Source organism: uncultured Granulicatella sp. (assembly GCF_938030755.1).
Lineage (GTDB): Bacteria > Bacillota > Bacilli > Lactobacillales > Aerococcaceae > Granulicatella.
The window spans coordinates 1-24,971 of record NZ_CALHIF010000050.1 but is presented as its reverse complement, the minus strand read 5'-3'; the positions used below and the strand labels follow the sequence as shown (position 1 = coordinate 24,971).

General features: G+C 41.5%; 27 protein-coding genes and 2 rRNA genes. 3 read left to right on the top strand and 26 right to left on the bottom strand.

Annotation, left to right across the window (positions count from 1 at the left end; genetic code table 11):
- Positions 1-80 precede the first annotated feature (80 nt).
- From Q0594_RS05175 to Q0594_RS05105, 15 genes are all read right to left on the bottom strand, one after another.
- Complete coding sequence (locus tag Q0594_RS05175) at positions 81-617, bottom strand: NYN domain-containing protein (protein WP_298730208.1); 537 nt, start codon at positions 615-617, stop codon at positions 81-83.
- Positions 618-633: 16 nt separating this feature from the next.
- A complete protein-coding gene (rlmB, locus tag Q0594_RS05170) occupies positions 634-1,497 on the bottom strand; it encodes a 23S rRNA (guanosine(2251)-2'-O)-methyltransferase RlmB (RefSeq protein WP_298730207.1) in 864 nt (287 codons plus the stop codon).
- A 1-nt stretch (position 1,498) separates the two neighbouring features.
- On the bottom strand, positions 1,499-1,900 hold the full coding sequence (locus Q0594_RS05165; protein WP_298730205.1) for a Mini-ribonuclease 3: 402 nt from the start codon (positions 1,898-1,900) through the stop codon (positions 1,499-1,501).
- On the bottom strand, positions 1,897-3,306 hold the full coding sequence (gene cysS, locus Q0594_RS05160; protein ID WP_298730203.1) for a cysteine--tRNA ligase: 1,410 nt from the start codon (positions 3,304-3,306) through the stop codon (positions 1,897-1,899). Before cysS ends, Q0594_RS05165 begins: the two co-directional genes overlap by 4 nt.
- Positions 3,303-3,863, bottom strand: coding sequence for a serine O-acetyltransferase EpsC (gene epsC / locus Q0594_RS05155; RefSeq protein WP_298730201.1), 561 nt, complete (start codon positions 3,861-3,863; stop codon positions 3,303-3,305). Before epsC ends, cysS begins: the two co-directional genes overlap by 4 nt.
- 109 nt (positions 3,864-3,972) lie before the next feature.
- Entirely contained in the window at positions 3,973-5,367 is a 1,395-nt protein-coding gene (locus Q0594_RS05150; protein ID WP_298730199.1) for an oxaloacetate decarboxylase subunit alpha, read from the bottom strand.
- 14 nt (positions 5,368-5,381) lie between these two features.
- The gene (citX, locus tag Q0594_RS05145; protein ID WP_298730197.1) at positions 5,382-5,933 is read right to left on the bottom strand and encodes a citrate lyase holo-[acyl-carrier protein] synthase; all 552 of its coding nucleotides are present in this window, start codon (positions 5,931-5,933) and stop codon (positions 5,382-5,384) included.
- The gene (gene citF, locus Q0594_RS05140; RefSeq protein ID WP_298730195.1) at positions 5,926-7,458 is read right to left on the bottom strand and encodes a citrate lyase subunit alpha; all 1,533 of its coding nucleotides are present in this window, start codon (positions 7,456-7,458) and stop codon (positions 5,926-5,928) included. Before citF ends, citX begins: the two co-directional genes overlap by 8 nt.
- Before the next feature lies 1 nt (position 7,459).
- Positions 7,460-8,347: a citrate (pro-3S)-lyase subunit beta gene (citE, locus tag Q0594_RS05135; protein ID WP_048709859.1), complete on the bottom strand. Its 888-nt coding sequence runs from the start codon at positions 8,345-8,347 to the stop codon at positions 7,460-7,462.
- Positions 8,335-8,643, bottom strand: a complete 309-nt coding sequence (citD, locus tag Q0594_RS05130; RefSeq protein ID WP_298730193.1) for a citrate lyase acyl carrier protein — start codon at positions 8,641-8,643, stop codon at positions 8,335-8,337. Before citD ends, citE begins: the two co-directional genes overlap by 13 nt.
- Positions 8,644-8,670: 27 nt before the next feature.
- On the bottom strand, positions 8,671-9,681 hold the full coding sequence (gene citC, locus Q0594_RS05125; RefSeq protein WP_298730191.1) for a [citrate (pro-3S)-lyase] ligase: 1,011 nt from the start codon (positions 9,679-9,681) through the stop codon (positions 8,671-8,673).
- A gap of 12 nt (positions 9,682-9,693) precedes the next feature.
- Positions 9,694-9,825 carry an OadG-related small transporter subunit gene (locus tag Q0594_RS05120; RefSeq protein ID WP_048709848.1) on the bottom strand — a complete coding sequence of 44 codons (132 nt, stop codon included), beginning with the start codon at positions 9,823-9,825 and terminating at the stop codon, positions 9,694-9,696.
- 27 nt (positions 9,826-9,852) lie between these two features.
- Positions 9,853-10,974, bottom strand: coding sequence for a sodium ion-translocating decarboxylase subunit beta (locus tag Q0594_RS05115; RefSeq protein WP_005607865.1), 1,122 nt, complete (start codon positions 10,972-10,974; stop codon positions 9,853-9,855).
- A 27-nt stretch (positions 10,975-11,001) separates the two neighbouring features.
- Positions 11,002-11,394: an acetyl-CoA carboxylase biotin carboxyl carrier protein subunit gene (locus Q0594_RS05110; RefSeq protein WP_298730189.1), complete on the bottom strand. Its 393-nt coding sequence runs from the start codon at positions 11,392-11,394 to the stop codon at positions 11,002-11,004.
- A 24-nt stretch (positions 11,395-11,418) separates the two neighbouring features.
- Positions 11,419-11,742, bottom strand: a complete 324-nt coding sequence (locus Q0594_RS05105; RefSeq protein ID WP_298730187.1) for a hypothetical protein — start codon at positions 11,740-11,742, stop codon at positions 11,419-11,421.
- A 329-nt stretch (positions 11,743-12,071) separates the two neighbouring features.
- On the opposite strand from Q0594_RS05105, the gene Q0594_RS05100 reads away from it, so the two are divergent.
- The 3 genes from Q0594_RS05100 to citG all read left to right on the top strand — a co-directional run bounded on the left by Q0594_RS05100 (position 12,072) and on the right by citG (position 15,097).
- On the top strand, positions 12,072-13,454 hold the full coding sequence (locus Q0594_RS05100) for a citrate:proton symporter (protein ID WP_298730186.1): 1,383 nt from the start codon (positions 12,072-12,074) through the stop codon (positions 13,452-13,454).
- Positions 13,455-13,578: 124 nt separating this feature from the next.
- Positions 13,579-14,274 carry a GntR family transcriptional regulator gene (locus Q0594_RS05095; RefSeq protein WP_298730185.1) on the top strand — a complete coding sequence of 232 codons (696 nt, stop codon included), beginning with the start codon at positions 13,579-13,581 and terminating at the stop codon, positions 14,272-14,274.
- Positions 14,267-15,097: a triphosphoribosyl-dephospho-CoA synthase CitG gene (citG, locus tag Q0594_RS05090; protein ID WP_298730184.1), complete on the top strand. Its 831-nt coding sequence runs from the start codon at positions 14,267-14,269 to the stop codon at positions 15,095-15,097. Before Q0594_RS05095 ends, citG begins: the two co-directional genes overlap by 8 nt.
- Positions 15,098-15,594: 497 nt before the next feature.
- On the opposite strand, the gene gltX is transcribed toward citG, so the two are convergent.
- The 11 genes from gltX to Q0594_RS05035 form a co-directional block, all read right to left on the bottom strand.
- Complete coding sequence (gltX, locus tag Q0594_RS05085) at positions 15,595-17,070, bottom strand: glutamate--tRNA ligase (RefSeq protein WP_298730183.1); 1,476 nt, start codon at positions 17,068-17,070, stop codon at positions 15,595-15,597.
- Between the two features lie 69 nt (positions 17,071-17,139).
- Positions 17,140-17,841, bottom strand: a complete 702-nt coding sequence (locus Q0594_RS05080) for an O-methyltransferase (RefSeq protein ID WP_298730220.1) — start codon at positions 17,839-17,841, stop codon at positions 17,140-17,142.
- Positions 17,842-17,854: 13 nt separating this feature from the next.
- Positions 17,855-19,669, bottom strand: a complete 1,815-nt coding sequence (locus tag Q0594_RS05075; RefSeq protein WP_298730182.1) for a DUF2207 domain-containing protein — start codon at positions 19,667-19,669, stop codon at positions 17,855-17,857.
- A gap of 93 nt (positions 19,670-19,762) precedes the next feature.
- Positions 19,763-20,446, bottom strand: coding sequence for a DUF1129 family protein (locus Q0594_RS05070; RefSeq protein ID WP_298730181.1), 684 nt, complete (start codon positions 20,444-20,446; stop codon positions 19,763-19,765).
- Between the two features lie 20 nt (positions 20,447-20,466).
- Positions 20,467-21,567, bottom strand: a complete 1,101-nt coding sequence (gene ychF, locus Q0594_RS05065; protein WP_005607895.1) for a redox-regulated ATPase YchF — start codon at positions 21,565-21,567, stop codon at positions 20,467-20,469.
- Between the two features lie 16 nt (positions 21,568-21,583).
- A complete protein-coding gene (locus Q0594_RS05060) occupies positions 21,584-21,793 on the bottom strand; it encodes a DUF951 domain-containing protein (RefSeq protein ID WP_005607897.1) in 210 nt (69 codons plus the stop codon).
- Between the two features lie 13 nt (positions 21,794-21,806).
- Positions 21,807-22,706 (bottom strand): ParB/RepB/Spo0J family partition protein, encoded by a 900-nt coding sequence (locus Q0594_RS05055; RefSeq protein ID WP_298730179.1) that lies wholly within the window; start codon positions 22,704-22,706, stop codon positions 21,807-21,809.
- Positions 22,699-23,460: an AAA family ATPase gene (locus Q0594_RS05050; RefSeq protein ID WP_005607902.1), complete on the bottom strand. Its 762-nt coding sequence runs from the start codon at positions 23,458-23,460 to the stop codon at positions 22,699-22,701. Before Q0594_RS05050 ends, Q0594_RS05055 begins: the two co-directional genes overlap by 8 nt.
- Before the next feature lie 171 nt (positions 23,461-23,631).
- Complete coding sequence (locus Q0594_RS05045; protein WP_298730176.1) at positions 23,632-24,315, bottom strand: hypothetical protein; 684 nt, start codon at positions 24,313-24,315, stop codon at positions 23,632-23,634.
- Positions 24,316-24,443: 128 nt separating this feature from the next.
- Positions 24,444-24,559, bottom strand: a 5S ribosomal RNA gene (gene rrf, locus Q0594_RS05040).
- A 78-nt stretch (positions 24,560-24,637) separates the two neighbouring features.
- Positions 24,638-24,971, bottom strand: a 23S ribosomal RNA gene (locus Q0594_RS05035); the annotation flags it as partial.

The window sequence follows — 24,971 nt, the reverse complement described above, 5'->3', positions numbered from 1 at the left end:
TTCACAGATTATACACTGTTAATATGAAATCATAGACGACTAATTGTGAAAATTGTATGAATAAACCTCTGAAATCCGAACTATTCCTTTCTCTTCTTAGGTCCTAAACTGAATCGCAAGTGATTTAACAAGGACAGTTGAGCATCACTCCACGGATTTCTTCTGCCATTTCCTTTTTGATGAAAATGACGCGTGAGCTCCGTCTGTTTATCACGACTACTCTCTAATTCCTTATAAAAATCTCTCGCAGACTTTCGAAGCGCTCCTTTTTGAAAGATGAGCCACTGCTCGGCCAAGTCGCTGGTTGCAACAGATACTTGGACAAGTCGCGTGTTCATTTCAGAAACCGTGCGTTCAATATAGCTATCGGCGGTTTCTCCTTCAGAGGTGAAAATTACTTTCACTTGCGCTTGGTCAAACGACTGAGTGATCCCTGGTACAAATTGGGCATCGAACACAATCCAAACTTCGATATTTTCAAACTTCTGAAAATTCGAGCAGCGTTGAATGAGTAAATCCCGCGCGCTCTCTAAGTCGTCTTGCTTCTTTAAAGCGACCAGTTCCGGCCACGCTCCAATCATATTGTAACCATCTACAATGTAGAGTTGCTTTTTCAACCTGCTCCCTCCGTTTCTATAGCGAACGATTACGGAAGACTTCATACATCATTAAAGCACTTGCCACACTCGCATTCAGACTTTGGACATGTCCCACCATCGGGATCGTCACCATCTCATCGACGCTTTCTTTTACAATTCGAGATACGCCTTTTCCTTCGTTCCCCATCACAATGGCAAGAGGCCCTTTCGTATTCCATTTGCGGTAGTCCGTTCCATTCATGTCGGTTCCAAACACCCATACGCCACGAGCCTTCAATTGTTCAATCGTCTGTGTTAAATTCGTTACGCGGACAACTGGCACGTGTTCGATGGCTCCGGTGGATGCTTTGGCAACGGTCGCTGTTAGTGAAGCGGAACGGCGTTTTGGAATAATAATGCCGTGTACCCCGGTTGCATCAGCTGTTCGTAAAATACTTCCTAAGTTATGAGGATCTTCCACACCGTCTAGAATAACGATAAATGGATCCTCCCCTTTTTCTTTGGCTTTCTTGAAGACATCTTCTAAGTCGGCGTATTCATAGGCTGCAATCGAAGCTACAAGGCCTTGATGAACCGCATTTCCAACCAAATCTTCAATCTTTGTCTTCGGAACAGTTTGAACTTGAATGCCTTTTTCACGCGCGAGGTCAATGACTTTTGCGGCATCTCTTCCAGAAGTTCCTTCTTGGATAAAGACGCGGTTCACGCGGTCTGGCGTTTGCAAGGCTTCTACCACTGCATGGCGTCCAAACACAAAGTCCACCACTTCTTGTACTCCCTCATGTTCTACGTGTTCACGAGCAGGGCGTTGTTTCTTTTCGCCGCGCTCAGGACGCCCACGGTCTGAACGATTTCCGTTTCTTGATTTTTTCTTTGGTGCATATTCATTTCGTGCCATGTTACTGTTCACCTTCCACTTGTTGTAAGCACCAGTTGATGAGTTCTTCCAATCTCGCTTGTTGGCCAGATAAGTATAAATAACCCATTAATGCTTCAAAACCAGTCGCAATACGATACGTCCCAACGTCTGCATTTTTAGCCACTGTATGACTCTTACTATTGCGTCCTCGTTTGTAAATTTCTAATTCTTCTTCCGTTAAGAAGTTTTCTTGCTCTAGCATTTGTTGCATCAAGCGTGCTTGCGCTTTTGCTGAAACAAATTTCGTTGCGGTCGCGTGTAATTGATTTGGCTTTGTGAGCCCTTTTTGCATCACGTGATTTCTGACATACACTTCATAAATCCCGTCCCCCATATAGGCGAGTGCCAATCCATTTAACAGCTTCCAGTTTTTTTCTGTCATGCTTCTCTTCTCCATCTTGTTCCTTGTGGAGTATCTTCTAATACAATCCCTTGTTCTTTTAGTAAATCACGAATTTCGTCACTGCGAGCAAAGTTCTTCGCCTTACGCGCTTCTAAACGTTCATCGATTAAGGCTTGAATATCATCATCGAGCAATGCTTCTTGTTTTTCCACGATTCCAAAGATTCCAAATAGAACGGCTGCTTTTTCAAGGAGTGCTTCGAGTACTGCTTTTGAAACGACTTCTTGTTCTAAATACACATTCCATTCTTTCAACCATTGATATAACACCGTCATACCGTTTGCCGCATTGAAATCATCATCCATTTCTTTTTGGAAGTCTGCTTCAATCGCTTCGAATTTCGCTAGGCGTTCTGCGTCTTCTGGCAATGCATCTACGGCTGTATCTAGGCGATAGCGTGCATTTTTGAAGGTCGTTTGTACCTTTTCAAGGTTTACGGCAGCTTCTTGAAGAGCCGCTTCACTAAATTTCAATGGACGACGGTAGTGCGCGCTTGCTAAGAAGAAACGAAGCACTTGCGGGTCGAGCTGTTGGATTAAGTCATGAACAAGCACGAAGTTTCCAAGCGATTTACTCATTTTCTCTTCACCCATCGTTACAAACGCATTGTGCATCCAGTAGTTCGCAAATTTCTTTCCTGTTTTGGATTCACTTTGCGCGATTTCGTTTTCGTGGTGAGGGAACGCTAAGTCTTGTCCACCACCATGAATATCGATGGTATCTCCTAAGTGTTTTGTCGCCATGACTGAGCATTCAATATGCCATCCTGGACGACCCTTGCCCCATGGAGAGTTCCAGCTAATTTCATTTGGTTTTGCGCTCTTCCATAATGCAAAGTCTAGCGGGTTGCGTTTCTTCGCATCATCTTCTGAGGCCGTACGATTACTTGCTCCCATTTGTAAGTCTTCGATACGTTGGTCGCTGAGTTTTCCATACCCTTCGAACTTCTCCGTGATGAAATACACGTCGCCTTCTGATTCATACGCCATGCCTTTATCGACTAACTCTGCTACAAAGGCAATAATGTCATCCATTGTATTCATAACTGTTGGATTTAGTGTCGCCTTTTTTACGTTTAGAGCGTTTGTATCTTCAAAGAATGCCTCAATATATTTTTTTGAGACTTCTTCAGCCGTCATTCCTGTTTCATTGGCCACGCGAATGATTTTATCGTCCACATCCGTAAAGTTCGAAACGAGATTCACGTCATAACCGCGGTATTCAAAGTAACGACGGATTGTATCAAAGGAAACCGTACTACGTGCATTTCCGATATGAATATAGTTATAAACCGTTGGGCCGCACACATACATGCTCACTTTGCCTTCTTTAATCGGTTTAAATGCTTCTTTTTGTCTAGTTAAAGTATTGTAGATTTGAATCATAAGTTTCCTCCGATAGTCGTATCTCTTTCAATCTCTTCTGGTGTATGGACGCGAACCACTCGCGCTGGTAGTCCTACCGCCGTCGTATGCGGTGGAATATCGTCTAGAACAACTGCCGCTGCTCCAATTTTGGCATATTCTCCAACCGTTACAGGTCCAATGACTTGCGAATGCGCCGATAAAAGCACACCGTTTTCGATGGTCGGATGGCGTTTCCCAGTATCTTTCCCGGATCCGCCTAAGGTTACCGCGTGGAACATCTTGACATCGTCTCCGATAATGGATGTTTCTCCAATCACAATACCCATGCCATGGTCAATAAAAAATCTGCGTCCAATCGTAGCTCCTGGATGAATCTCAATTCCCGTGAGGAACCTACTAAAGCCGCTGACCATTCGAGCAAGCAGTCTCAGTTTTGCCTTTGTATAGAACCAATGCGCGACGCGGTGTAAGACCGTTGCGTGATATCCTGGGTACGTCAAGACGATTTCCAAGCTACTTCTAGCAGCCGGATCATTCTTTTTATATGTTGCCATATCTTCCTTAAAACGTCCCATTCCTTCACTTCCTCTGCATTGTCTTTCTCCTCATTATAGCACAGTTTAAAGCACACAAAAAGCTGAAAAGCCAGGCTACGAGGCCTAGCTTTTCAGCTTTCTAGCAAAACTATTTTAAGTCTAGAGTCACTTCTACTGTTTGTAATGGTACATCGTAGAATGGATCTTCACGACGGCCTAAGAAGTCTTTTGCTTGTTGTGGGAAGAGTGCGTACATTAATACATCTTCATCAGATTTAGCGTACTCTTTAATCTCTTCACGAATTTCGGGTAATTGATCTTCGATTAAGTCAGCTGGACGAACCGTCACAACTTCTGCATCTCCAATAATTTTTTCTTTCACTTCAGGATTAATTTCTGCTGGAGCTTGTCCATATAATCCTAAAACATAGTCTTTGATTTCTTTTGGAACGAGTTTGAAACGTTCGCCTGAAATCACGTTCATTACCGCTTGTGTTCCAAGCATTTGTGATAATGGCGTTACAAGTGGTGGGTAACCTAAGTCCGCACGTACTTTAGGCACTTCAGCTAATACTTCGTCGTATTTGTCCGCTAAGCCTTGTTCTGTTAATTGGCTTAATAGGTTAGATAACATTCCACCAGGTACTTGATAAATTAATGTTTTTGGTTCTGTATCTTTTACTTTAGGGTTTAAGATACCTTCTGCACGGAATTTATCACGAATGCCGTTGAAGTAAGCTGTTGCTTCTTCCACTTTCTTCATGTCCACGCCAGTATTAAATCCTAATTCTTCTAAAGATAAGACCATAGATTCAGTTGCAGGTTGACTTGTACCACCAGAGAATGATGATAAGCAAGTGTCGATAATATCTGCGCCTGCTTCAGCTACTTTTAAGTAAGTCATTTCAGAAATACCACTTGTAGCATGCGTGTGAACTTCTAAAGGAAGATCAGTTTTTTCTTTAATACGGCTTACTAATTCGTAACCTGTTTGAGGTGTTAATACCCCAGCCATGTCTTTAATACAGATTGAGTCTGCACCGAATTCTGCCATGCGTCCTACTAAATCAACATAGTAGTCTACAGTGTGAACTGGACTTGTTGTGTAAGAGATTGCTGTTTGGCAGTGTCCGCCTGCTAATTTTGTTGCTTCGATGGATGTCTTCATGTTACGAACATCGTTTAAAGCATCGAATACACGAATAATGTCGATTCCGTTTTGTACAGATTTTTCTACGAATAAACGAACCACATCATCAGCATAGTTACGGTATCCTAATAGGTTTTGTCCACGTAATAACATTTGCAACTTTGTATCTTTCACTGCTGCACGAATTTGACGTAGACGTTCCCATGGGTCTTCATTCAAGAAACGAATACAAGAGTCAAAAGTTGCTCCTCCCCATACTTCTAACGCATGGAAGCCAGCTTGATCTAATGTTTCCAAGATTGGTAACATATCTTCAGTTGACATACGAGTCGCGATTTGACTTTGTTGTCCGTCACGCAAAACCGTTTCAGTTAAACGGATAATTTTGCTCATAATATCTTCCTTTCTTAAAGTCTTTGGGTCGATGTATATTCTGCAATCATACGAGCGATATGCTCTTGCATCTCTAGGACCGTGTGTCGTCTAGAACGGGCGCACACTTTTGCTTCCTCATTGCAGATAAAACAACATCTTGGAGGCATTCCAAGCGCTGTCCTGGAAATTGGAGTTGGTGTTTCTCCGGCCATTTCCACGACATCGATATCCAGTAATCGTCCGAGTGGGTGTCCTTCTTCAAACTTCGTACAAGCGCGCTTTACATCAAGTGCATCTGCGCGAAGAACTCGGTAAAATTCCATGCCTGTTGGAAGCGAGAAGTCTTCTTGGTGAAGGCACTCAAAAGGCAGTAATGCCTCATCTAATTCAGAAATCACAGAGGCGAAGACGGTTGTAATCGCCTCTGAATTTTTAACAGGACCTGGAATATTGAGTGTGATGGACACGAGTACACACGGGTTAAATTGTTCTAGTAATTGTTCTTGGGTATGAGCACGTCTTTCTCTGGCATCAAGCATTTGCATGATATCCACCGGTGCTCCGTCAAACAAAGAATTAAACATTGCGAACAACGTCGATGATGCTTCCATCACGGTATTCGATGACCGCAACCACTTTGTCACCATATTGAATTGGTTCTGGGTTTCCAACGATGCTATATGCTTTTTCTTGTAATTCTTTGATTGTGTATTGAGGTACGTCTAACCCTTTGAAGTGTTCAATTAAGTCTTGACGGTTAGGGTTGATGGCAATACCGATTTCAGTAACCACCACGTCCACACTTGTACCAGGAGTAATCACAGTATTTACTGATTCTACGAATGTAGGGATGCGTCCACGTACTAATGGGCTGATTACCATTGACATTTTTGAAGCAAAGGCTGTATCACAGTGACCACCTGAAGCTCCACGGATAACTCCGTCAGAACCTGTCATTACGTTTACGTTGAAGTCTGTATCTACTTCTAAAGCAGAAAGAATTGCAACGTCTAAACGGTTAATCACTGAACCTTTAGATAATGGGTTTGCGTACATGCTTGCGTCAATTTCATAGTGGTTTGCATTGTTTGCAAGTGAAATTGCTGATGGGTGGTCGAAATCTTGAACGTCGATGACTTTCTCAACTAAACCTTCTTCTAACAATTCGCACATTGAGTTTGTAATACCACCAAGTACAAAGCTTGCTTTGATGCCGTCTTTAATCATTGCTTCACGGATGAAACGAGTTGCAGCAAGAGAAGCTCCACCTGTACCCGTTTGGAATGAGAATCCTTCTTTATAATATGGAGAACCAGTGATCACTTTAGAAGCGTATTCTGCGATTAATAATTCTTTAGGGTTTTTCGTGAAACGAGTTGCCCCTTTGGCAATCCCTTTAGGATCTCCGATTTCATCTACTACAACCACGTAGTCCACGTCTGTTTGTGGAATGCTGATTGGAGTATTTGGATAAGGTACAAGACTATCTGTAATCGCAACTACTTGGTCAGCGTATTTAGCGTCGATCATTGCGTATCCTAAAGAACCGCAAGTTGCTTTCCCTTTTGTACCGTTGATGTTACCGTACTCGTCAGAACTTGGAGCTCCAAGAAAGGCAACGTCGATGTGGATGTCTCCCGCAGTGATTGCACGAGCACGTCCACCGTGTGAACGAATCACAACTGGGTTTTCCATGATACCGCTAGAGATGGCTGCCCCTAATTTATCACGTAAACCAGATGAAGTGATGTTTGTAATGACACCGTTTTTGATGTGTTCAATTAATGATTCATGTACGTTCGCGATTGAAGAAGGCGCGATTGATAGGTTTTTAATACCCATTTTTGCAATTTCATCCATAACCATGTTAATCACATAGTCCCCTTCACGGAAGTGGTGGTGGAATGAGATTGTCATGCCATCTTTTAAGCCAGTTTTTTCAATAGCTTCACGAATGCTACCTAATAATTTTTCTTGACGAGGCTCAACAGGTTTGATTTTACGGCTAGCTGCTTCATAAGGTTTAATGCGAGCTAACTCACCTTCGTATACCCCATATTGATCTGCATATTCTTGTGGAATTTCACGTCCAGCTTTATTTAATACCATCTTAAATTTCCTCCTCGCTAATCAATCCAGCCGCTTTCGCCAATGCGATTACGCGCTCAGCACGTTCCACGATTGGTTTATCGACCATTTTACCGTTAACTGAGATAACACCTGAACCTTTAGCTTCAGCTTCACGAATTCCCCAAATAACTTCTTTAGCGTTTTGAATTTCTTTTTCTGTTGGTGCATAAACTTTATTAACCACAGGAATTTGACGAGGATTAATAACAGATTTTCCATCGAAACCTAATTGTTTGATGCGTTCTACTTCTTCACGGAATCCATCCATGTTGTCTACGTTAGAGTAAACAGTATCGATTGCAGCGATTCCTGCAGCACGAGCTGCATGTAAAATCATGCTACGAGCGAAGAATAACTCTTGTCCATCAGGGTAACGACGAGTTTTCATGTTTGTTACGTAGTCTTCAGCACCTAAAGCGATACCGATTAAACGGTCACTTGCTTTAGCGATTTCGCGAGCGTTTAACACACCTTCAGCAGATTCAATCGCAGCCATCATTTTAGTGCGACCTACTGGGATGTTGTTTTCACGTTCAACGCGAGTGATGATTTCATCCACGTCTACGATATCTTGAGCTGTTTCTGTTTTTGGTAAACGAACCACGTTAACACCAGCAAGTACAACTGCTTCAATATCTAAAGCACCTGTTGTATCTAAACCATTGATACGTACAACTGTTTCTACATTGCTGTAGTCAAAAGTTTTTAAAGCGAAATGTACTAATACACGAGCTGAGTCTTTCTCTTTTAAAGAAACAGCATCTTCTAAGTCAAACATAATTGAGTCTGCGCCGTAAAGTGGAGCGTCACGCAACATTGCTGCGTTTGAACCAGGTACGAACATCATTGTTCTTCTTAAGCGTTCCATGAGTCGATCTCCTTCCAGTCGTAGTTTTCCACATCTGCTGCACGGTGAACAACTGTCACTGTACGAGCTTGGATTGTGCAATCTAAAGCCCCTTTATCAACTGCGATGACTTCTGCTGAAGTAACGCCTAATTGTTTTAAAGTTTCTTCAATCACACGACGGATTTGATTTCCGAATTGTTTTTCGACACTACTTTCTAATTGAATGTCGATTCGACCAGCGGTACTTGGATTTAAAGTAATCATAATGTCACTTGATTCCAAAGTGCCGACTACTGCACTTTTTTTAATTTCCATTATTGTTTCCACCTTTTCTTTTGGATTTTAACCAATGAAATGTTTTTCTTCTAAATAATGATACGTAGTTGCTGGAACGAGCTGTTTCAACTCATCTACGTTTTTGTCTTGAATGGCAGCGCGCACCCGCGTCGCACTCACCACTTCCTCTCGGACAGAAAGCCGACCTATAATGACTAATTCTAAGTCCTTGCCAAAAGCAGCTCTTAGCGCGTCATTATAAACGGAGGTGACTGGGGAGAGTGGTTCTTGACCAACAAAACGTTTGGTCAATTGTAACGTTGGAACAATGTTTTCTAAGAAGAGTGTTGCATCCAATGTTGCTTGAACTTTTGCTACTTCCAAATCCGCCTTCTCTTTCAAGAAGTAGGATGGGAAAGTAGCGCTTGAGACCATGTAGTCTCTCGTTGGGAGCACCGTTACATTCGGCAGGTGACTCACCCCACGTTTTACCATTTCCATTCGGTCGTTCGTATGAAAGAACGAACGGTCCTCGGAAACAACGAACACGTAGAGGTGACTCGACTGACTCGCAGCCGTTTCTACCAAGTATTGATGTCCCAGCGTAAAAGGATTGGCATTCATGACGATGGCACTATTGCTACTTCCTTCTACGAAATGTTCTTTTAGTAATTTTAAGTAATCACTAAAGGAAGGGATGCCTTGTTCTAAAAAGGCAAGGTTTTCTGTCTCAGCAACTACGTGGTAGCCCAGAGATTTAAAGAAGACAATGTTCTTTGGCTTTGTGTAGACAAAACTATTGGTATAAGAACGTTCTCTTATTTCATCTAAGAGTGCCATCACGAGATGCGTTAACAGATTTTCTGATTGATACTTTTTACAAACCACTAAACATTTTAAAATGTTGCGGTCTAAAGAACCCGTCGCTGCAATATCACCAGAATGATGATAAATTGCAATTGTGTAATCAACTTGTTCCGTCTTGCCAAGGTTAGCTTGATCCATTAACCATTCCCAATCTTGGCGAGCTTTCTTATCGCGGTCGAGCCATAAGCGTTTGAGAATGAAATTTTCCATGGAACAGTCTCCTTATTTTGGCGGGAATGCTTTTAATAATAAAGCAGAAACGGCATATAGAATTCCTAATACTAGGAAAACTCCACCCATCCCTAAAGCCATTAATTCAAAAGCTTGTGTTAAATGTTCTGCGTTGAAAGTCATCGTTTTCCTCCTTTTCCTTCTATATTATTACATGAAGAATGATAATAATAATCCACCAGCAATAACAGAAGCGATTTGTCCAGAAACGTTAGCTCCAACAGCGTACATTAAGATGAAGTTTTGAGGATCTTCGTCTGTCGCCATTTTTTGGATAACACGACTTGACATTGGGAATGCAGAAATACCTGCAGCTCCAATCATTGGGTTGATTTTTTCTCTACGGAATAAGTTCAAGATCTTAGCAAACACAACACCACCGATTGAGTCCATGATGAAGGCTACTAAACCGAACAAGATGATCATTAATGTTTGAACATTTAAGAATAAATCAGCTTGCATTTTAACTGAGATGGTAATCCCTAATAGAATAGAAACAATGTTTACTAATTCGTTTTGAGCGGCTTGAGATAAGTTATCTAAAACGCCACATTCGCGTAATAAGTTACCGAACATTAAGAAACCAACAAGTGGTAATGAAATTGGAGCAATGAACCCTGCCACAATTGTGATAATGATTGGGAATAAGATTTTCGTTAATTTAGATACGCCTGAAGCGTGGTATGTCATACGAATACGACGTTCTGCTTTCGTTGTAACCATCTTGATAGCGATTGGTTGGATAATTGGAACAAGAGCCATGTATGAGTAGGCCGCAACCGTAATCGCTCCAAGTAATTGCGGTGCTAATTGGTTCGCTACGAAGATAGAAGTAGGACCGTCTGCCGCACCGATAATACCGATTGAAGCAGCTTCACGAATATCGAATCCGAATAATACTGCTACAACAACAACAAAGAAAATACCAAATTGTGCTGCTGCACCGAATAATAACATGAATGGGTTTTGTAATAATGGTCCAAAGTCGATCATCGCACCGATACCGATGAAGATTAATAATGGGAATAATTCAGTTTCGATACCGATTTCGAATAAGATTTGTAAGACCCCGTGTTGTTGTTGTCCGCCAACGACTTGGTCAAGAACCCCAGTCCCTGGGAAGTTTACTAAGATTGTACCTAATCCCATTGGTACTAATAATGTTGGTTCGTACTCTTTTTTAATCCCTAAGTACATTAATAGGGCACCGACAAGCATCATGAAGATTTGGCCACCCGTAATAGACATTACATTTTGAACTAATGTTTCCACTGTTTCACTCCTTGAATTTCAATATAATTAGTTAATTGTAATTAAAGCGTCTCCTGGGTTTACCACTTGACCTTCTTTAACATGAATTCCTGCTACAACCCCTGCTTTAGCTGCAACGATTTCGTTTTCCATTTTCATCGCTTCTAAAATCATTAATGGTTGGTTTTCAGTAACTGTATCCCCTACGTTTACAAGTACACGTAAGATATTTCCTGGCATTGGAGATGGCATTGCATCTGCGCCTGCTGGTGTAGATGCTACAGGAGCTGCTGGTGCAGGAGCTGCTTCTACTGCTGGTGCGGCTGGAGCCGCTGGGGAAGCAACTGGTGCTACAGGAGCAGGGGATGCAACTGCGCCGATTTCTTCCATTTCTACTTGGTACTCTTGACCGTCTACTTTGATTTTGAATTTACGTAACATTTCGTAATATTCCTCCTAAAAAAATTATGATTTGCGCTTTTGGTAGATTTCTTTAACAGCCCACTGACTGTCATTTGATTCGCCTGCAGCAATTGCCGAAGCGATAACCGAGATAATCTTGGTTTCTGGGTTGCGTTTAAGGACGCGTTTAACCACAAATTGGCTTTCTGGGTAATCTGAGGCCGCAATCGCTGCCGCAATGATTGAAACGTGTTTAGCTTCTTCTGCTTCTACCGGTACAAAAGCTTCTAATTTTTCCCATTCCGATTGAGGGGATGCAGGCTGCATTGATGCGTGTTCCGTTGCTTCAGAACTCTTTTTGCCAAATAATCGTTGGAGAATTCCCATTCCTTCACTCCCTTCCCAACATAATCTGCATAGAATTATTATACAGAAAACACTATCATTCCAGAAATATAAAATGAGGCTTTTCCTGTTCTTTTGGTGTTTTATTATAATTTCGATATAAAGCTTATGTTCATTTTGTCACATTAAACTGTTTTTTTATTGTTTTTCGATATGAAAACACTATCTTTTTTATTAAATATTGTTTAAGATATCGCTATAAGTAAACGAATTCATTTTTGAAGTGAGTTCGTGGAGAGCCCTTCAGGTTTTAGCGACTGAACGATTCTCCTGCTATTATAAAAATTTTTCAAAAAAGAAAGGAAGATATGATGGTTATCACAGTTGCAGCTTATGTAATGATGGCAATTTTCATGTACATTATCATGAAGAAAAAAATGTCACCATTTACAGCTCTAGTATTAATCCCATTAATTTTTGCAATTATTTTAGTTGCTACAGGTCAAGTCCAAGACGTAAACATCGGTACATTAATTCGCCAAGGGTTATTCGGAAATAACTCAAAAGATAAATTAACAGCGATGAAAGGAACTGCTGAAACAGGGGTTATGCTTCTATTCGCAATCCTTTACTTCTCTACAATGTTAGACGCTGGATTATTCGATCCAATCACTAACAAAATGATTCGCTTCGCTAAAGGCGACCCAATGAAAGTATTGATGGCTACTGCTATTGTTGCTGCTGCCGTATCATTAAACGGTGACGGAACTACAACTACATTAATCTGCTGCTCAGCTTTCGTGCCAATTTACAAAAAATTAGACATGAAATTAATGAACTTAGGGGTTCTTGTTATCTTACAAAACACAATCATGAACTTATTACCATGGGGCGGACCTACTGCTCGTGCAATGTCAGTTCTTGGTGTAGAAGCAGATATCCTAGGTTACTTAGCACCAGGGATGATTCTTTCAGCACTTTACGTAATCTTCATTGTTGCTCGCTCAATGGGTAAAAAAGAACGTGCACGTTTAGGAATCCAAGAATTAACAGATGCTGAATTAGACGAATTAACAACAATCACTGATCCAGAAGTGTTAGAAAAACGTCGTCCACAAAACTTCGTTATCAACGCTATCTTGACAATCGTATTAATCGGTTGGTTAGTAGCAGGTTCATTTATCGATGCAATCGAAGTGAAACCAGTTGTATTATTCTTAGTTGGTACAGGTTTAGCCTTAATGATCAACTACCCAGACTTAAAAGCTCAAGCAAAACGTATTGGGGACAACGCTGGGGACGCTGTACAAGTAGTATTACTTGTATTTGCTGCTGGAGTATTCATGGGATTATTCCAAGGAACTGGAATGGCGACTGCTTTAACAAACAGCATCGTTCAAATCATCCCTCAACAATTAGCGGGATTCTGGTCATTAATTATCGCAATTATCTCAGTTCCTGGTACATTCTTCTTAACAAACGATGGCTTCTACTATGGAGTATTAATTCCATTCGCAGAAATCGGACGCCAATATGGATTCACTGATATGCAAATGGCATTAGCTTCATTAATGGGTCAAGCATTCCACTTATTAAGCCCATTAGTAGCGTTCATCTACTTACTATTACGTCTAACAGGATTAGACATGGGTGAATGGCAAAAAGAATCAGCTAAATACGCTGCTGTTGTCTTCGTAATCTTCGTTGTAACAATCGTATTAATGGGTCACATGCCATTATACTTACCACAATAATTAAACAATTGAATTTGTGAAAAAGACTTGTCAAGGCTTGCCCTAACAAGTCTTTTTTTGTGCATTTTACTTTTTTTTCGTTTATACTTATTCTGATATTTACAATAATTTCCAGGAGGCTACTATGTCAGCGATTATTCAAGCGGTAAAGAAAAATTTAGATATTACCCAAAATAAACCTCTTAAAATTTCGCTCTACGAAGCATTTCGTAAAACGATTATTTTAGGGGAGATTCCTGCCGGCACAAGAATTAACGAAAAAGAGTTTTCGACTGAGTTAAATATCAGCAGAACTCCTATTCGATACGCCTTAAATGAATTAACGAAAGAATTGTTAGTAGAACACATTCCTAAAATTGGCGTTATTGTAAAAGGAATTTCTATCAAAGACGCCCATGAGATCTTTGAAATTAGAAAGTCCCTCGACACCTTAGCAACCATTAATGCTATGAAGCTCATGACGAAGAAAGATTTCGAAGAGCTCGCAGCCATCTTAGAAGAGTGCGATAAACTAAACGCTGAAGATAAAGTAGATGAAGTACTGGCTAACTTCACAACCTTTAATGATTTTATTTACGAAAAATGTCAAATGACTCGTCTAAAAGAAATCGTCAACGAACTCCGTACTTACGTGATATACTTCCGTGACTTATCGATTCGTTCATCAGAACGCCGCACAAAAGCGCTGAACGAACACAAACTCATTTATCGCGGAATGCTTAACAAAGATGTGGAACAAATCACACTCATTACACATGAGCACTTAGACCGTTCATTGAAATTTATCCTAAAACAAATGGAGACATTACACATTGATTAATCCTGAGTTTTTAGCACAAGCGGCAACGGACGCCCTTCTTCAAGAAGTGAATCTTGCGCCAAAACCAGGGCTCGTCGATCCGATTTCCACCGGCGCTCATAAAGATATGACAAAGGACACCTTCTACAAAAGTATCGAAGCGCTCCGTCCTTATTTACTCGCCTACGCCAAAGCAGGAGAGAACCACGACGGCACTCCACTCGACTTATTTAACGAGCTCCGCGCCCTTGGAAAACAAGCCGAAGACGCGATGATGGCTGCCACAAACCATATCAATACCCATAAAGGAGCCAACTTCTCCTTTGCCCTGATTTTAGGTGCCACCGCACATACAAAAGGCAACATTCCAGAAGCTTTGCACTACTGCCATCTCATGACGCGCCATCTCATTGAAGTGGATTTTGCCAATCTCGACCGAAAAGAACATCTTTCGTATGGGGAAAAACTCTACATTGAACATGGCATCACAGGAATCCGAGGCGAAGCAGCAACTGGCTACCCAAGCCTTGCAAAAGCGCTGGACTACTACCAATCGATAGAACATTTATCCAAACGTCACCGCGACTTACTCCTTCTTCTGTATCTAATGAGCTTTGTCGAAGACGGAAACATTATTCACCGCGGCGGAATCGAAGCGTATAAGAAGGTCCAACAAGAAGCCAAACTCCTCTTTGACGAAGCCCAAACGCTCTCAGAAGAAGAGCTTGTCTCCAAATTAGAAGACTACGACAACGTCCTTATCGAGCGTAACCTCAGCCCTGGAGGTAGCGCAGACCTACTCTCACTCACCTTCTTCTGTCACAAAATACAACAAAACGGATGAACCCTCATCCGTTTTTTCTTTGCCCTTTTTCTTTCCTTCCAGCGCCTTCCCTGTTTGTGTCTTTTACGCACACACCATATGTTTCCCCTTCCCCTCGCACCTTACGTTCTCTTCCCCTCCCAGCACACACTTCATGCTCTCCCTTCCCAGCGCCAGAGAACGTGGTATGCACACACCTGTTGCACTCTCTTTTTCAAGAAAGGATTAACCTTTTTATTTATCCTTCCCCCTTGAGGCCTGATATTCGGAAAAATCTCGGATTCTATAATAGCAGTAATGGGAAATCGTATTAAATGCGAATTAAAGGGAGTTAGGAATTTATCCCTTACTCCCTTTTTGAGGCTTTAAAGGTGAGAGACCCTAGGCTCGAACCGGTACCCCATTACCGCTATTATGAAGATATCCGAAGATTTTGAAGAATATCAGGCCCAAAGGGCCTTTTGTTTTAAAAATAAAAAAGAGTTAACGCAGTTTGCGTTAACCCTTTCTGTCAGCTTTTATTTAATAAGAGCAAGTGCAGCTTGGATGTGTGCAATGCTGCGTTCTCTTCCAAGCAACTCAATCGTCTTACCGATAGCCGGCCCGTGTGTTTGCCCGCTTGTTGCCACACGAATTGGCATAAACAAGTTTTTACCCTTCACGCCAGTTTCCTTTTGAACCTCTTTAATCGCTGCCAAAATACTTGGCTCATCGAATGTTTCCATCGCTTCTAATTTAGACATAAAAGCATTCAATACCGTTGGAACAGTTTCACCTTGAAGCACTTCTTTTGCTTCGTCATTTTCCACTTCGAAATCTTTTCTGAAGAATAATGTTGATAAAGCAACGATTTCATTCATGTAGCTCATTTGGTCGTGGTACAACGCCACTAATTTTAGTAACCATGCATGTTCTTCAGGAGAAACTTCTTCCGATACGATTCCCGCTTTTTTCAATTGCGCAATCGCCATTTCAGCCACTTCTTCTAATGGAGTTTTCTTCACGTATGTGTTGTTAATCCATTCTAATTTCTTCGGATCGAAAGCTGCTGGTGATTTACCAAGACGTTTTTCGTCGAAGATTTCGATGAATTCTTCACGGCTGAAGATTTCATGTTCACCTTGAGGAGACCATCCTAGAAGCGCGATAAAGTTGAACATCGCTTCTGGCAAGTACCCTAAGTCTTTATATTGTTCGATGAATTGTAGGATTGATTCATCACGTTTTGATAATTTTTTACCTGTTTCCGTATTAATAATTAATGTCATATGTCCAAAACGTGGTGGTTCCCAACCAAACGCTTCGTAAATCATTAATTGTTTTGGAGTGTTGGCAATATGGTCATCTCCACGTAAAACATGAGTGATTTCCATAAAGTGGTCATCCACTGCTACTGCAAAGTTGTATGTTGGCATTCCGTCACGTTTTAAGATAACGAAGTCTCCACCGACGCTTGTAGACTCGAATGAGATTTCACCTTTAACGATATCATCAAAAGCATAGGTACCAGTCTTTGGAACACGGAAACGAACAACAGGAGTGCGTCCTTCTGCTTCAAAAGCGTCACGTTGCTCTTGTGTTAAGTGAGCATGTTGCCCGCTATAGTGAGGCATTTCGCCACGAGCACGTTGCGCTTCACGTTCTGCTTCCAATTCTTCCTCTGTCATATAGCATTTATACGCTTTGTCTTCAGCAATTAATTGCTCGATGAGTGGATTATAAATGTGTTCACGTTCTGATTGACGGTAAGGACCGTATTTTCCTGGTTTATCTGGACCTTCATCCCAATCCATTCCAAGCCAAGTTAAGTTTTCTAATTGGCTTTCTTCTCCGTGCTCAAGATTTCTCTTGCGGTCAGTATCCTCGATACGGATGATGAACTCTCCACCATAATGTCTCGCGAATAAATAGTTAAATAGGGCTGTACGAGCATTCCCGATGTGTAAGTGCCCTGTTGGACTTGGTGCATAACGTACACGCACTTTATCTGTCATTGTAAAACTTCCTTTCTTTGTCATTCTTACTTATTGTAAAACTTTTCAAGCCATATTTCCATGATTAATTTACAAGTCTTCTAAAATATATTTAAAATCTTTTTCTTCCATTTTTTGAATCATAATAATTCCATCCCCTAAAGGAAGTAAAGTCGATTTTAAGGTTGGATCACTTTGCACTAAATCAAGGAACATATTGAGACGGCGATGAATTTTGCGCACACGTCTTGGGCGCTCCATCACATCTTCTAAAATCGTTCCTCCTTGGAAAATATCATCCACCACCAGCACGCCGCCTACTTCTAGCACGTCCATGCAATATGGGAAGAACTCAATATATTTTGCTTTGGCACTGTCCATAAAGAGGAAGTCATATTTTGCTTGTTCTAGTGTTGGTAGAATATCGGCTGCATCGCCTTCCAATTGGGTGATTCGGTCGGCTAAGCCTAATTTCTCAAAGTTTGCTTTGGCACGGCTATACATTAACTCATAGCGGTCAATGGTCGTTACTTTTGCCTGTGGTGAAGCTGTAGCCATTAGACTCGCTGAAAATCCGACTGCTGTCCCAATTTCTAAAATATTCTTCGGTTGGGTTAGTCCAACTATAAAATCTAGGAAAACGGCTGTTTCATGAGGAATAATGGGAATTCCTAATTCATTAGCCATATTTTCTAATTCGCCTAAGGCCCCCGGAAAACGGCGTTGACTTGTGCGCATGTACTCGACCAGTTCCGGTTTGACAACGGGTCTGTGCATCATTTCGTTTAACATAAATTCTCCTTCATTAGAATCCGCCACCGCCGGATCCTCCACCACTACCGCCGCTCGATCCGCCAGAGAATCCTCCGCCGAACCCGCCAGAGTTGCTACCTCCATTCACATAAGAGCTAGAACTGTTGTATGAGCTTGAGAAGGCACTATTAAAGTCCGCAATAGGATAATAAATTGTTCCTGTTTGACTTGAATAGAACACACTGTCTGGTAGTTGGTCTGGTATTAATTTCTTCAACACTTTAATCACATGTTCCGCTACGCCTAAAGAAATAGCATAAACTAAGAAGTGATCCCACAGTTGAATACTTGGTAAATCTTCAATTCTCTTCATTGGGGAGAGGTCTTTAAGCATTTGTTTAAAGGCTTGCCATTGACGGTAACGGTACTCACCTTCCAGCGTACGTCTCTTCGCTGCTGCTCCTCCTCCGATTAATGTCAGAGGAATGAAAACAAGGGCAAAGATAAACGTAAGGGCAGCCAATACTGGGTTCTTACTTAAAAGGCTTAAACCGAAAGTGGCTGCTACAAGTAGGAATACAAAACAACCTGCAAAATAATTTCTAGCTTCTGGTTCTCCTTTTGTAAAACGATCGACGCGATGTTTTTCTGCAGCCGTATCGACCGCATTCAACCAACTAGTGGCTGCATTATAATACGCTTTCGGATGATCTTCAGCGTATTCTTTAATATCTTTTAGGAAGATGGTATCATCTCCGCCACCCACGTCTTCAAAGAGCAATTTCACTGCTAATTTCTCGTGACGAAGAAGTTTCGATACATCTCCAACGAGTTTAATTTCATGTGGTTGTGTTTCCGACAAGGTTAAAATCTTCTTGCGGACTAAATCCATGACCGTTGCACTTAAATCTTTCATTGTACTCTTGCCATAAATCGCTTTGTTCATAATAGCCGGAGTAATATCTTCAGGAATTTCAAAGAGATGATCTGGAACGTGAGGAACTTTTTGCAGTCTCTTACGGTTAGCAATAAAGCCTTTAACCCATGCAAAGATTAAGTTCACAACCATCAGTATCCAACCGATATACACACCGATAGACCCTAGCGTCTTCATGCCTTCTTCTTGTTGCAACAATTTTTCTTCTTGCGCCACAATCTCATCAAAGGCTTTTCGGTTCACTACATTGGTATTACCTGGAGTCAATGTTTGTGGGAAAATCATATGCACTTCAACGAAATCTCCACTGTTGTTAGAAGGAGCTGTGAAGGTCACGGACTTGTAATCATCAGCAATTTTTACATTCCCGTTTTGTCCCGCCCCGTGTCCCCACGCACGAAGCGTTTCTTTAGACGCATTTCCTGGAAGATTCACCTTGACCGTGATGTTTTCTTGGTCGATTTCCCACTCCGTACCAACGACTTTACGGTTTAATTCCGCTGTGTCTTGGTAATTTGTAATTAATTTTGGAATTGTATATTGGAAGGTAATGGTTCTTCTCGAATTCGAAAGCGGTGTGAAGACTTTAAATTTCAATTTGCCCCCTTCATGAGTCAGCTGATAGGTGCCACTCGTTCCCGTTGAATTTTGAGGCATTTCTACCGTTCCAGAAGCCGTGTCCAAAAACGCAGCTACATTCGTAGGTTCCCTAAACCCAAAGTAATCTAAATTATAGAACACCCCATTATAAGAACCATCTGCATGAAACGTAATTTTTTCTTGAAACTCAACATCGCCGTTTTCTAAAATATTCGCGGTGATATCGTACTTGTCTACTTTTAAGCTACGAGCATCGACACTCGAACTAAGTCCAAAGAAGGCCACTAATCCTAATAAAAACGTAATGATATAACGTATTTTTCGATTCATGTTTTCACCTCTACACTATCAAAAAAGTGTGAAATCACTGCGGGATTGTCCACGAAGGAACTTCGCCATCATCTCACACTTGTTTGTACTCTCCTACATTACTGATCCAACAATATTTAATTTTTTCTTCAAGTAGAATTTAGCCGCTAATGCTGCCGCTCCAATGAATAAATACCATTCGTAACTCATTACAAGATTGATGGAATTTGGAATGAAGGATTGGCTTGCTACGACTAAGAGTAACCAAGCAACCATTGCCACCGTACTGACCACTAAGTAACGAATATATCCACGTTGACCTTTTGGATTGTCAAATTTAGGAGCATTTTTCGAAATAGCTAACATTACAAAAGCGCCTGCGATAAAATTGATAATTAATGTCAATAATCCCATTGGTTGTGAACCTGAGTCTGGATTTAACATCAACATCACTCCTGTTACTAGAGCGAATAAACCGCCTACTAATAAACCACCATCTAAAGCGATTTGCCAATCTGGAGATTTTGCATCTGGATCTTTAGCAGGTCCGTCTACAATCGCATGCACGCGTTCCGTTACTGTTCCGAATAATTGACGTGCAGTCACCCCTGATTTTTGATGTTCGATGATTTGAGGAAGCATAAGGGCTAATTCTTTCTCGATTTGTGCCCCTTCAAATCCTGCTGCTTTTAATTCACGTTCTAATTGGAATACGTATTGTTCATTTTTGTTTGTTAATTCTGCTTTCAATGTATCAACTGATACTTGTTCTTCTACTGGTACGTTTTGTTCTGACATACTACAATCCTCCGATATCCTTACACATTAAATCTAAAGAGCATAACGTCGCCGTCTTGCACGACATATTCTTTACCTTCTTGACGAACTTTTCCGTTTTCTTTTGCAGCGGTCATGCTACCGTATTCAAGTAGGTCTGCATAAGCAACCGTTTCGGCACGGATGAATCCACGTTCGAAGTCTGAGTGGATGATTCCCGCACATTGCGGAGCTTTCATGCCGCGTCGGAATGTCCACGCGCGCACTTCTTGCTCCCCAGCTGTAAAGTAAGTCGCTAAGCCTAATAAGTGATACGCTTTTTGAATTAAGATGTCTAAGCCTGACACTTCAATTCCCATCTCTTCTAGGAAGGCTTGTTTTTCTTCTTCCTCAAGTTCTGCCACTTCTTCTTCAATTTTCGCACAGATGACAACGACTTCTGCATCTTCTTTGGCTGCATAGTCTTCTACTAATTGCACGTATTGATTATGGCCACCTTCCATCACGTCATCTTCTGAGATGTTTGCGATGTACAGCATTGGTTTTGTTGTTAAAAGGAATAAACCTTTCACGATTGGAAGTTCTTCATCGGTAAATTCAATCGTACGCGCTAATTGCCCTTCTTCTAACACCGGTTTGATTTTCTCTAAGACTGCTAATTCTGCAACCGCGTCTTTGTCTTTTGTTTTCGCAATTTTTGCCACACGAGCAATCCGTTTATCCACTGACTCAAGGTCGGCCAACACTAATTCTAGGTTGATTGTTTCGATGTCGGCGATTGGATCTACTTTCCCTGCCACGTGTGTAATATTTTCGTCTTCAAAACAACGAACTACTTGGCAAATCGCATCTACTTGACGGATATGGCTTAAGAATTTATTCCCAAGACCTTCCCCACGGCTTGCCCCTTTAACGATTCCCGCGATATCTGTAAATTCAAATGTCGTTGGGACAGTTTTCTTTGGTTTGACTAATTCTGTTAGTTTTTGTAAACGAAGGTCTGGTACTTCTACCACCCCGACATTTGGGTCAATTGTCGCAAACGGATAGTTCGCTGCTTCGACCCCTGCTTTTGTAATTGCATTAAATAATGTTGACTTCCCAACGTTTGGTAAGCCGACGATTCCAGCTGTTAAGGCCATTTGTCACACTCTTTCTTTATTTGTTTTCTTCGGCAACAGAAATCGTCACCTTTTTCATCTTCTTCTCGAATTCCCGTCTTGGCATTAAGACCATTTGACCACAGTGATCACACTTGATACGAATGTCCATCCCCATACGGATGATTTCCCAGGAATTCGTTTGGCACGCATGCGGCTTTTTCATTTCCACATGATCGTGTAGTTGATACGTTGTTCCTGCTTTCATAAAGACTCCTTTATTAATCGTCCAATTCGATTTCTAAAACTTCTAAAATACGGGTTAAATCTTTTTGAGAAAGATACTCGATTTCGATTTTACCACGTTCTCCTTTTTCAACGATTTGCACGCTTGTTCCGAATTTATCCATTAAACGTTCTTCCGATTCAACGATATACATCGATTTTTTCGGTTTTTGGATTTTCTTCGTTGTTTTCTTAACAGGTTCATTGATGGATTGGACTAAAGTTTCTAAGGCACGAACGGTTAGATTTTCTTTCACGGCCTTTTTAGCCACAGCCCCAATTTTTGTTTGATCTTTTAATCCAAGAAGCGTACGTGCATGTCCTGCTGAAAGAGACCCATTTTGTACGAGTTCTTGTACCGGCACTGGCAAAGTTAATAATCGTAAGAAGTTCGCCACATATGAACGACTCTTCCCTACGCGACTGGCCACTTCTTCTTGTTTTAATTTCAATGAATCCATTAATGTACGATACGCCATCGCTTCATCTAAAGGCTTCAAATTCTCGCGTTGTAAGTTTTCAACAACTGCAATTTGAATCATCGTTTCCTCTGAGTAGTCACGTACAATGGCTGGAATCGTTTCTTTCTCCGCTAGCTTCGATGCACGTAAACGGCGTTCCCCAGCAACTAATTCATATCCTTTAATTTTAGATTTGCGAACGATAATCGGTTGGAAAACTCCATTTTGGCGAATCGATTCCGCAAGTTCTGCTAATCCTTCCTCATCAAACTCTTTACGCGGCTGATAAGGATTTGGACGAATCTCTGACACAGCAATCTGTTGTATTTGTTCGGTTTCTTGTACTTGTTCTAAGGCATCAAGGGTATCTAAGTCATTCATAAAGAGCGCATCGATTCCACGTCCAAGGCCTTTTCCTTTTTGGTTTTTACTCATGTGCCAACACTTCCTTTGCTAACTCCATGTATACTTCCGCTCCTCTAGAACGTGGGTCATAGTCCACAATCGCTTGCCCATAACTTGGCGCCTCAGATAGACGGACATTTCGAGGGATAATCGTTTTATAGACTTTCTCACGGAAATACTTAATCACGTCCTCTTTTACTTCATTCCCTAAGTTCGTACGCGCATCGTACATCGTTAAAAGAACGCCCTCAATTTTCAAATGAGGATTAAAGTGTTTGCGAACCATCGTAATCGTGTTCATCAGTTGTGACAACCCTTCTAACGCATAATATTCGCACTGCACTGGAATTAATACTGTATCACTAGCGGTAAATGCATTCATCGTTAAATGCCCAAGTGAAGGTGGACAATCGATAAAAATATAATCATAATCGTCTTTAATCTTCTTCACAGCCTCTTTCAATCGTTGCTCACGGCGCGGTTGACTCGTTAACTCGATTTCTGCACCTGCTAACTGAATCGTCGAAGGGGCGATCATCAAGTTTTCACGACTCGTCGGAACAATCACGTCCGCCATTGGTACTTGGTTGACTAAAACATCATATACATCTTGTTCAAGTTCCCCTTTTTGTACGCCAAGACCGCTTGTTGCGTTCCCTTGAGGGTCACTATCAATAATTAATACTTTTTTGCCATTGACCGCCAACGCAGCCGCTAAACTTACGGTTGAAGTCGTCTTTCCAACTCCACCTTTCTGATTGGCAACGGATATTACACGTCCCATACTCTTCCTCCATGTTTCTTGTTCTAAAAAAGGGAGAATGCAAGCATTCTCCCTCTCGCATGTCTACAAAATGTTCTTCATTTCTCGCAATATTTTGTTCTTTTCTATTGTAACAAAAATACACTCTTTTTTGTAGTCATACCGGTTTATTTTACGAAAAAAGCTCTGCCATTACTTAGGCAAAGCTTTCTTTTGTTGTTCATTGAATTGTAAGTACGCAATCGTATATTCTTTGCGGGTTTGTTCGCCTTCATCGACAACTTTAATCTCGACATTTGTGATGAGATTTCCAGCGGCATCGGTCTTAATTTTCAACTCCACTTTTGATGTGTCATTCGTCGCAATTCCAAGAATGGACGTTACCGCCTTGCGAATCGTTTCATCATCTCCAGAATAGGATTTTTCATAATTTTGCCACCCCTTCGTCCAAGGAACGAGTTGATGGATTTCTTTTGTAAATTGAGTCAGTTTGGCATATGGAAAAACGACCGTGTTTTGTAAACTTGAAGTGGCTGTAATCGTTTGTTCCCATTTATCTTGATAATAACGAATAAAACCAATATTCGCATCGGCAATCACTTCGAGTTGATTCGTCACTTTCCCGGAAGTCTTATCGATTTTAGAACCGTATCCCGTACCATCTTTCCAAGCGCTCGCACTGGCAATGGTTTGGGCGGAAGGGGTTTTCGTCCCTTCTTTATAGTCTGATTGCTTTACGGTAATATGATAATTTGAAATCGAGTCAGCAGAAGTGACTACTTGTTCTTGCACTGCTTCGGTTGATAAACTCTTCCCGCAAGCCGTCAAAACGAATAGAAACGCTATAACAATCGCATTCTTAATCCATTTCATCATTCTACCTCCTCCTTTATCATCCGTTTCATTATAGCAAACTTCCTCTCAAAATTCCTATAAAACAAAACGTCTTCAACATAAAAATCTCTACAAAATAAGCTGGGCACAAGGCCCAGCTTACACAGTTTGCGTGGCAACGTCCTACCCTCGCAGGGAGAAACCCCCAACTACTATCGGCGCTAAGAAGCTTAACTTCTGTGTTCGAGATGGGAACAGGTGTATCCTTCTTGCCATCGTCACCACACTTTATTCCTGAAAAAACTTTCGTTCTTTCAAAACTGAATCTATATCCAACGCCATCAATTCACCAGCTATACAACTCGTGGTTAAGTCCTCGACCGATTAGTACTAGTCCGCTCCATGCCTCGCGGCACTTCCACTTCTAGCCTATCTACCTGATCGTCTCTCAGGGGTCTTACTCACTGTATGTGATGGGAAATCTCATCTCGAGGGGGGCTTCACGCTTAGATGCTTTCAGCGTTTATCCCGTCCACACATAGCTACCCAGCGATGCTCTTGGCAGAACAACTGGTACACCAGCGGTGTGTCCATCCCGGTCCTCTCGTACTAAGGACAGCTCCTCTCAAATTTCCAACGCCCGCGACGGATAGGGACCGAACTGTCTCACGACGTTCTGAACCCAGCTCGCGTACCGC

Coding starts and splice junctions, on each gene's coding strand:
- rlmB (WP_298730207.1), bottom strand. CDS start 1,497: ATGGCACGAAATGAATATGCACCAAAGAAAAAATCAAGAAACGGAAAT.
- Q0594_RS05165 (WP_298730205.1), bottom strand. CDS start 1,900: ATGACAGAAAAAAACTGGAAGCTGTTAAATGGATTGGCACTCGCCTAT.
- cysS (WP_298730203.1), bottom strand. CDS start 3,306: ATGATTCAAATCTACAATACTTTAACTAGACAAAAAGAAGCATTTAAA.
- epsC (WP_298730201.1), bottom strand. CDS start 3,863: ATGGGACGTTTTAAGGAAGATATGGCAACATATAAAAAGAATGATCCG.
- Q0594_RS05150 (WP_298730199.1), bottom strand. CDS start 5,367: ATGAGCAAAATTATCCGTTTAACTGAAACGGTTTTGCGTGACGGACAA.
- citX (WP_298730197.1), bottom strand. CDS start 5,933: ATGTTTAATTCTTTGTTTGACGGAGCACCGGTGGATATCATGCAAATG.
- citF (WP_298730195.1), bottom strand. CDS start 7,458: ATGGTATTAAATAAAGCTGGACGTGAAATTCCACAAGAATATGCAGAT.
- citE (WP_048709859.1), bottom strand. CDS start 8,347: ATGGAACGCTTAAGAAGAACAATGATGTTCGTACCTGGTTCAAACGCA.
- citD (WP_298730193.1), bottom strand. CDS start 8,643: ATGGAAATTAAAAAAAGTGCAGTAGTCGGCACTTTGGAATCAAGTGAC.
- citC (WP_298730191.1), bottom strand. CDS start 9,681: ATGGAAAATTTCATTCTCAAACGCTTATGGCTCGACCGCGATAAGAAA.
- Q0594_RS05120 (WP_048709848.1), bottom strand. CDS start 9,825: ATGACTTTCAACGCAGAACATTTAACACAAGCTTTTGAATTAATGGCT.
- Q0594_RS05110 (WP_298730189.1), bottom strand. CDS start 11,394: ATGTTACGTAAATTCAAAATCAAAGTAGACGGTCAAGAGTACCAAGTA.
- Q0594_RS05105 (WP_298730187.1), bottom strand. CDS start 11,742: ATGGGAATTCTCCAACGATTATTTGGCAAAAAGAGTTCTGAAGCAACG.
- Q0594_RS05100 (WP_298730186.1), top strand. CDS start 12,072: ATGGTTATCACAGTTGCAGCTTATGTAATGATGGCAATTTTCATGTAC.
- Q0594_RS05095 (WP_298730185.1), top strand. CDS start 13,579: ATGTCAGCGATTATTCAAGCGGTAAAGAAAAATTTAGATATTACCCAA.
- gltX (WP_298730183.1), bottom strand. CDS start 17,070: ATGACAGATAAAGTGCGTGTACGTTATGCACCAAGTCCAACAGGGCAC.
- Q0594_RS05080 (WP_298730220.1), bottom strand. CDS start 17,841: ATGTTAAACGAAATGATGCACAGACCCGTTGTCAAACCGGAACTGGTC.
- Q0594_RS05075 (WP_298730182.1), bottom strand. CDS start 19,669: ATGAATCGAAAAATACGTTATATCATTACGTTTTTATTAGGATTAGTG.
- Q0594_RS05070 (WP_298730181.1), bottom strand. CDS start 20,446: ATGTCAGAACAAAACGTACCAGTAGAAGAACAAGTATCAGTTGATACA.
- ychF (WP_005607895.1), bottom strand. CDS start 21,567: ATGGCCTTAACAGCTGGAATCGTCGGCTTACCAAACGTTGGGAAGTCA.
- Q0594_RS05060 (WP_005607897.1), bottom strand. CDS start 21,793: ATGAAAGCAGGAACAACGTATCAACTACACGATCATGTGGAAATGAAA.
- Q0594_RS05055 (WP_298730179.1), bottom strand. CDS start 22,706: ATGAGTAAAAACCAAAAAGGAAAAGGCCTTGGACGTGGAATCGATGCG.
- Q0594_RS05050 (WP_005607902.1), bottom strand. CDS start 23,460: ATGGGACGTGTAATATCCGTTGCCAATCAGAAAGGTGGAGTTGGAAAG.
- Q0594_RS05045 (WP_298730176.1), bottom strand. CDS start 24,315: ATGATGAAATGGATTAAGAATGCGATTGTTATAGCGTTTCTATTCGTT.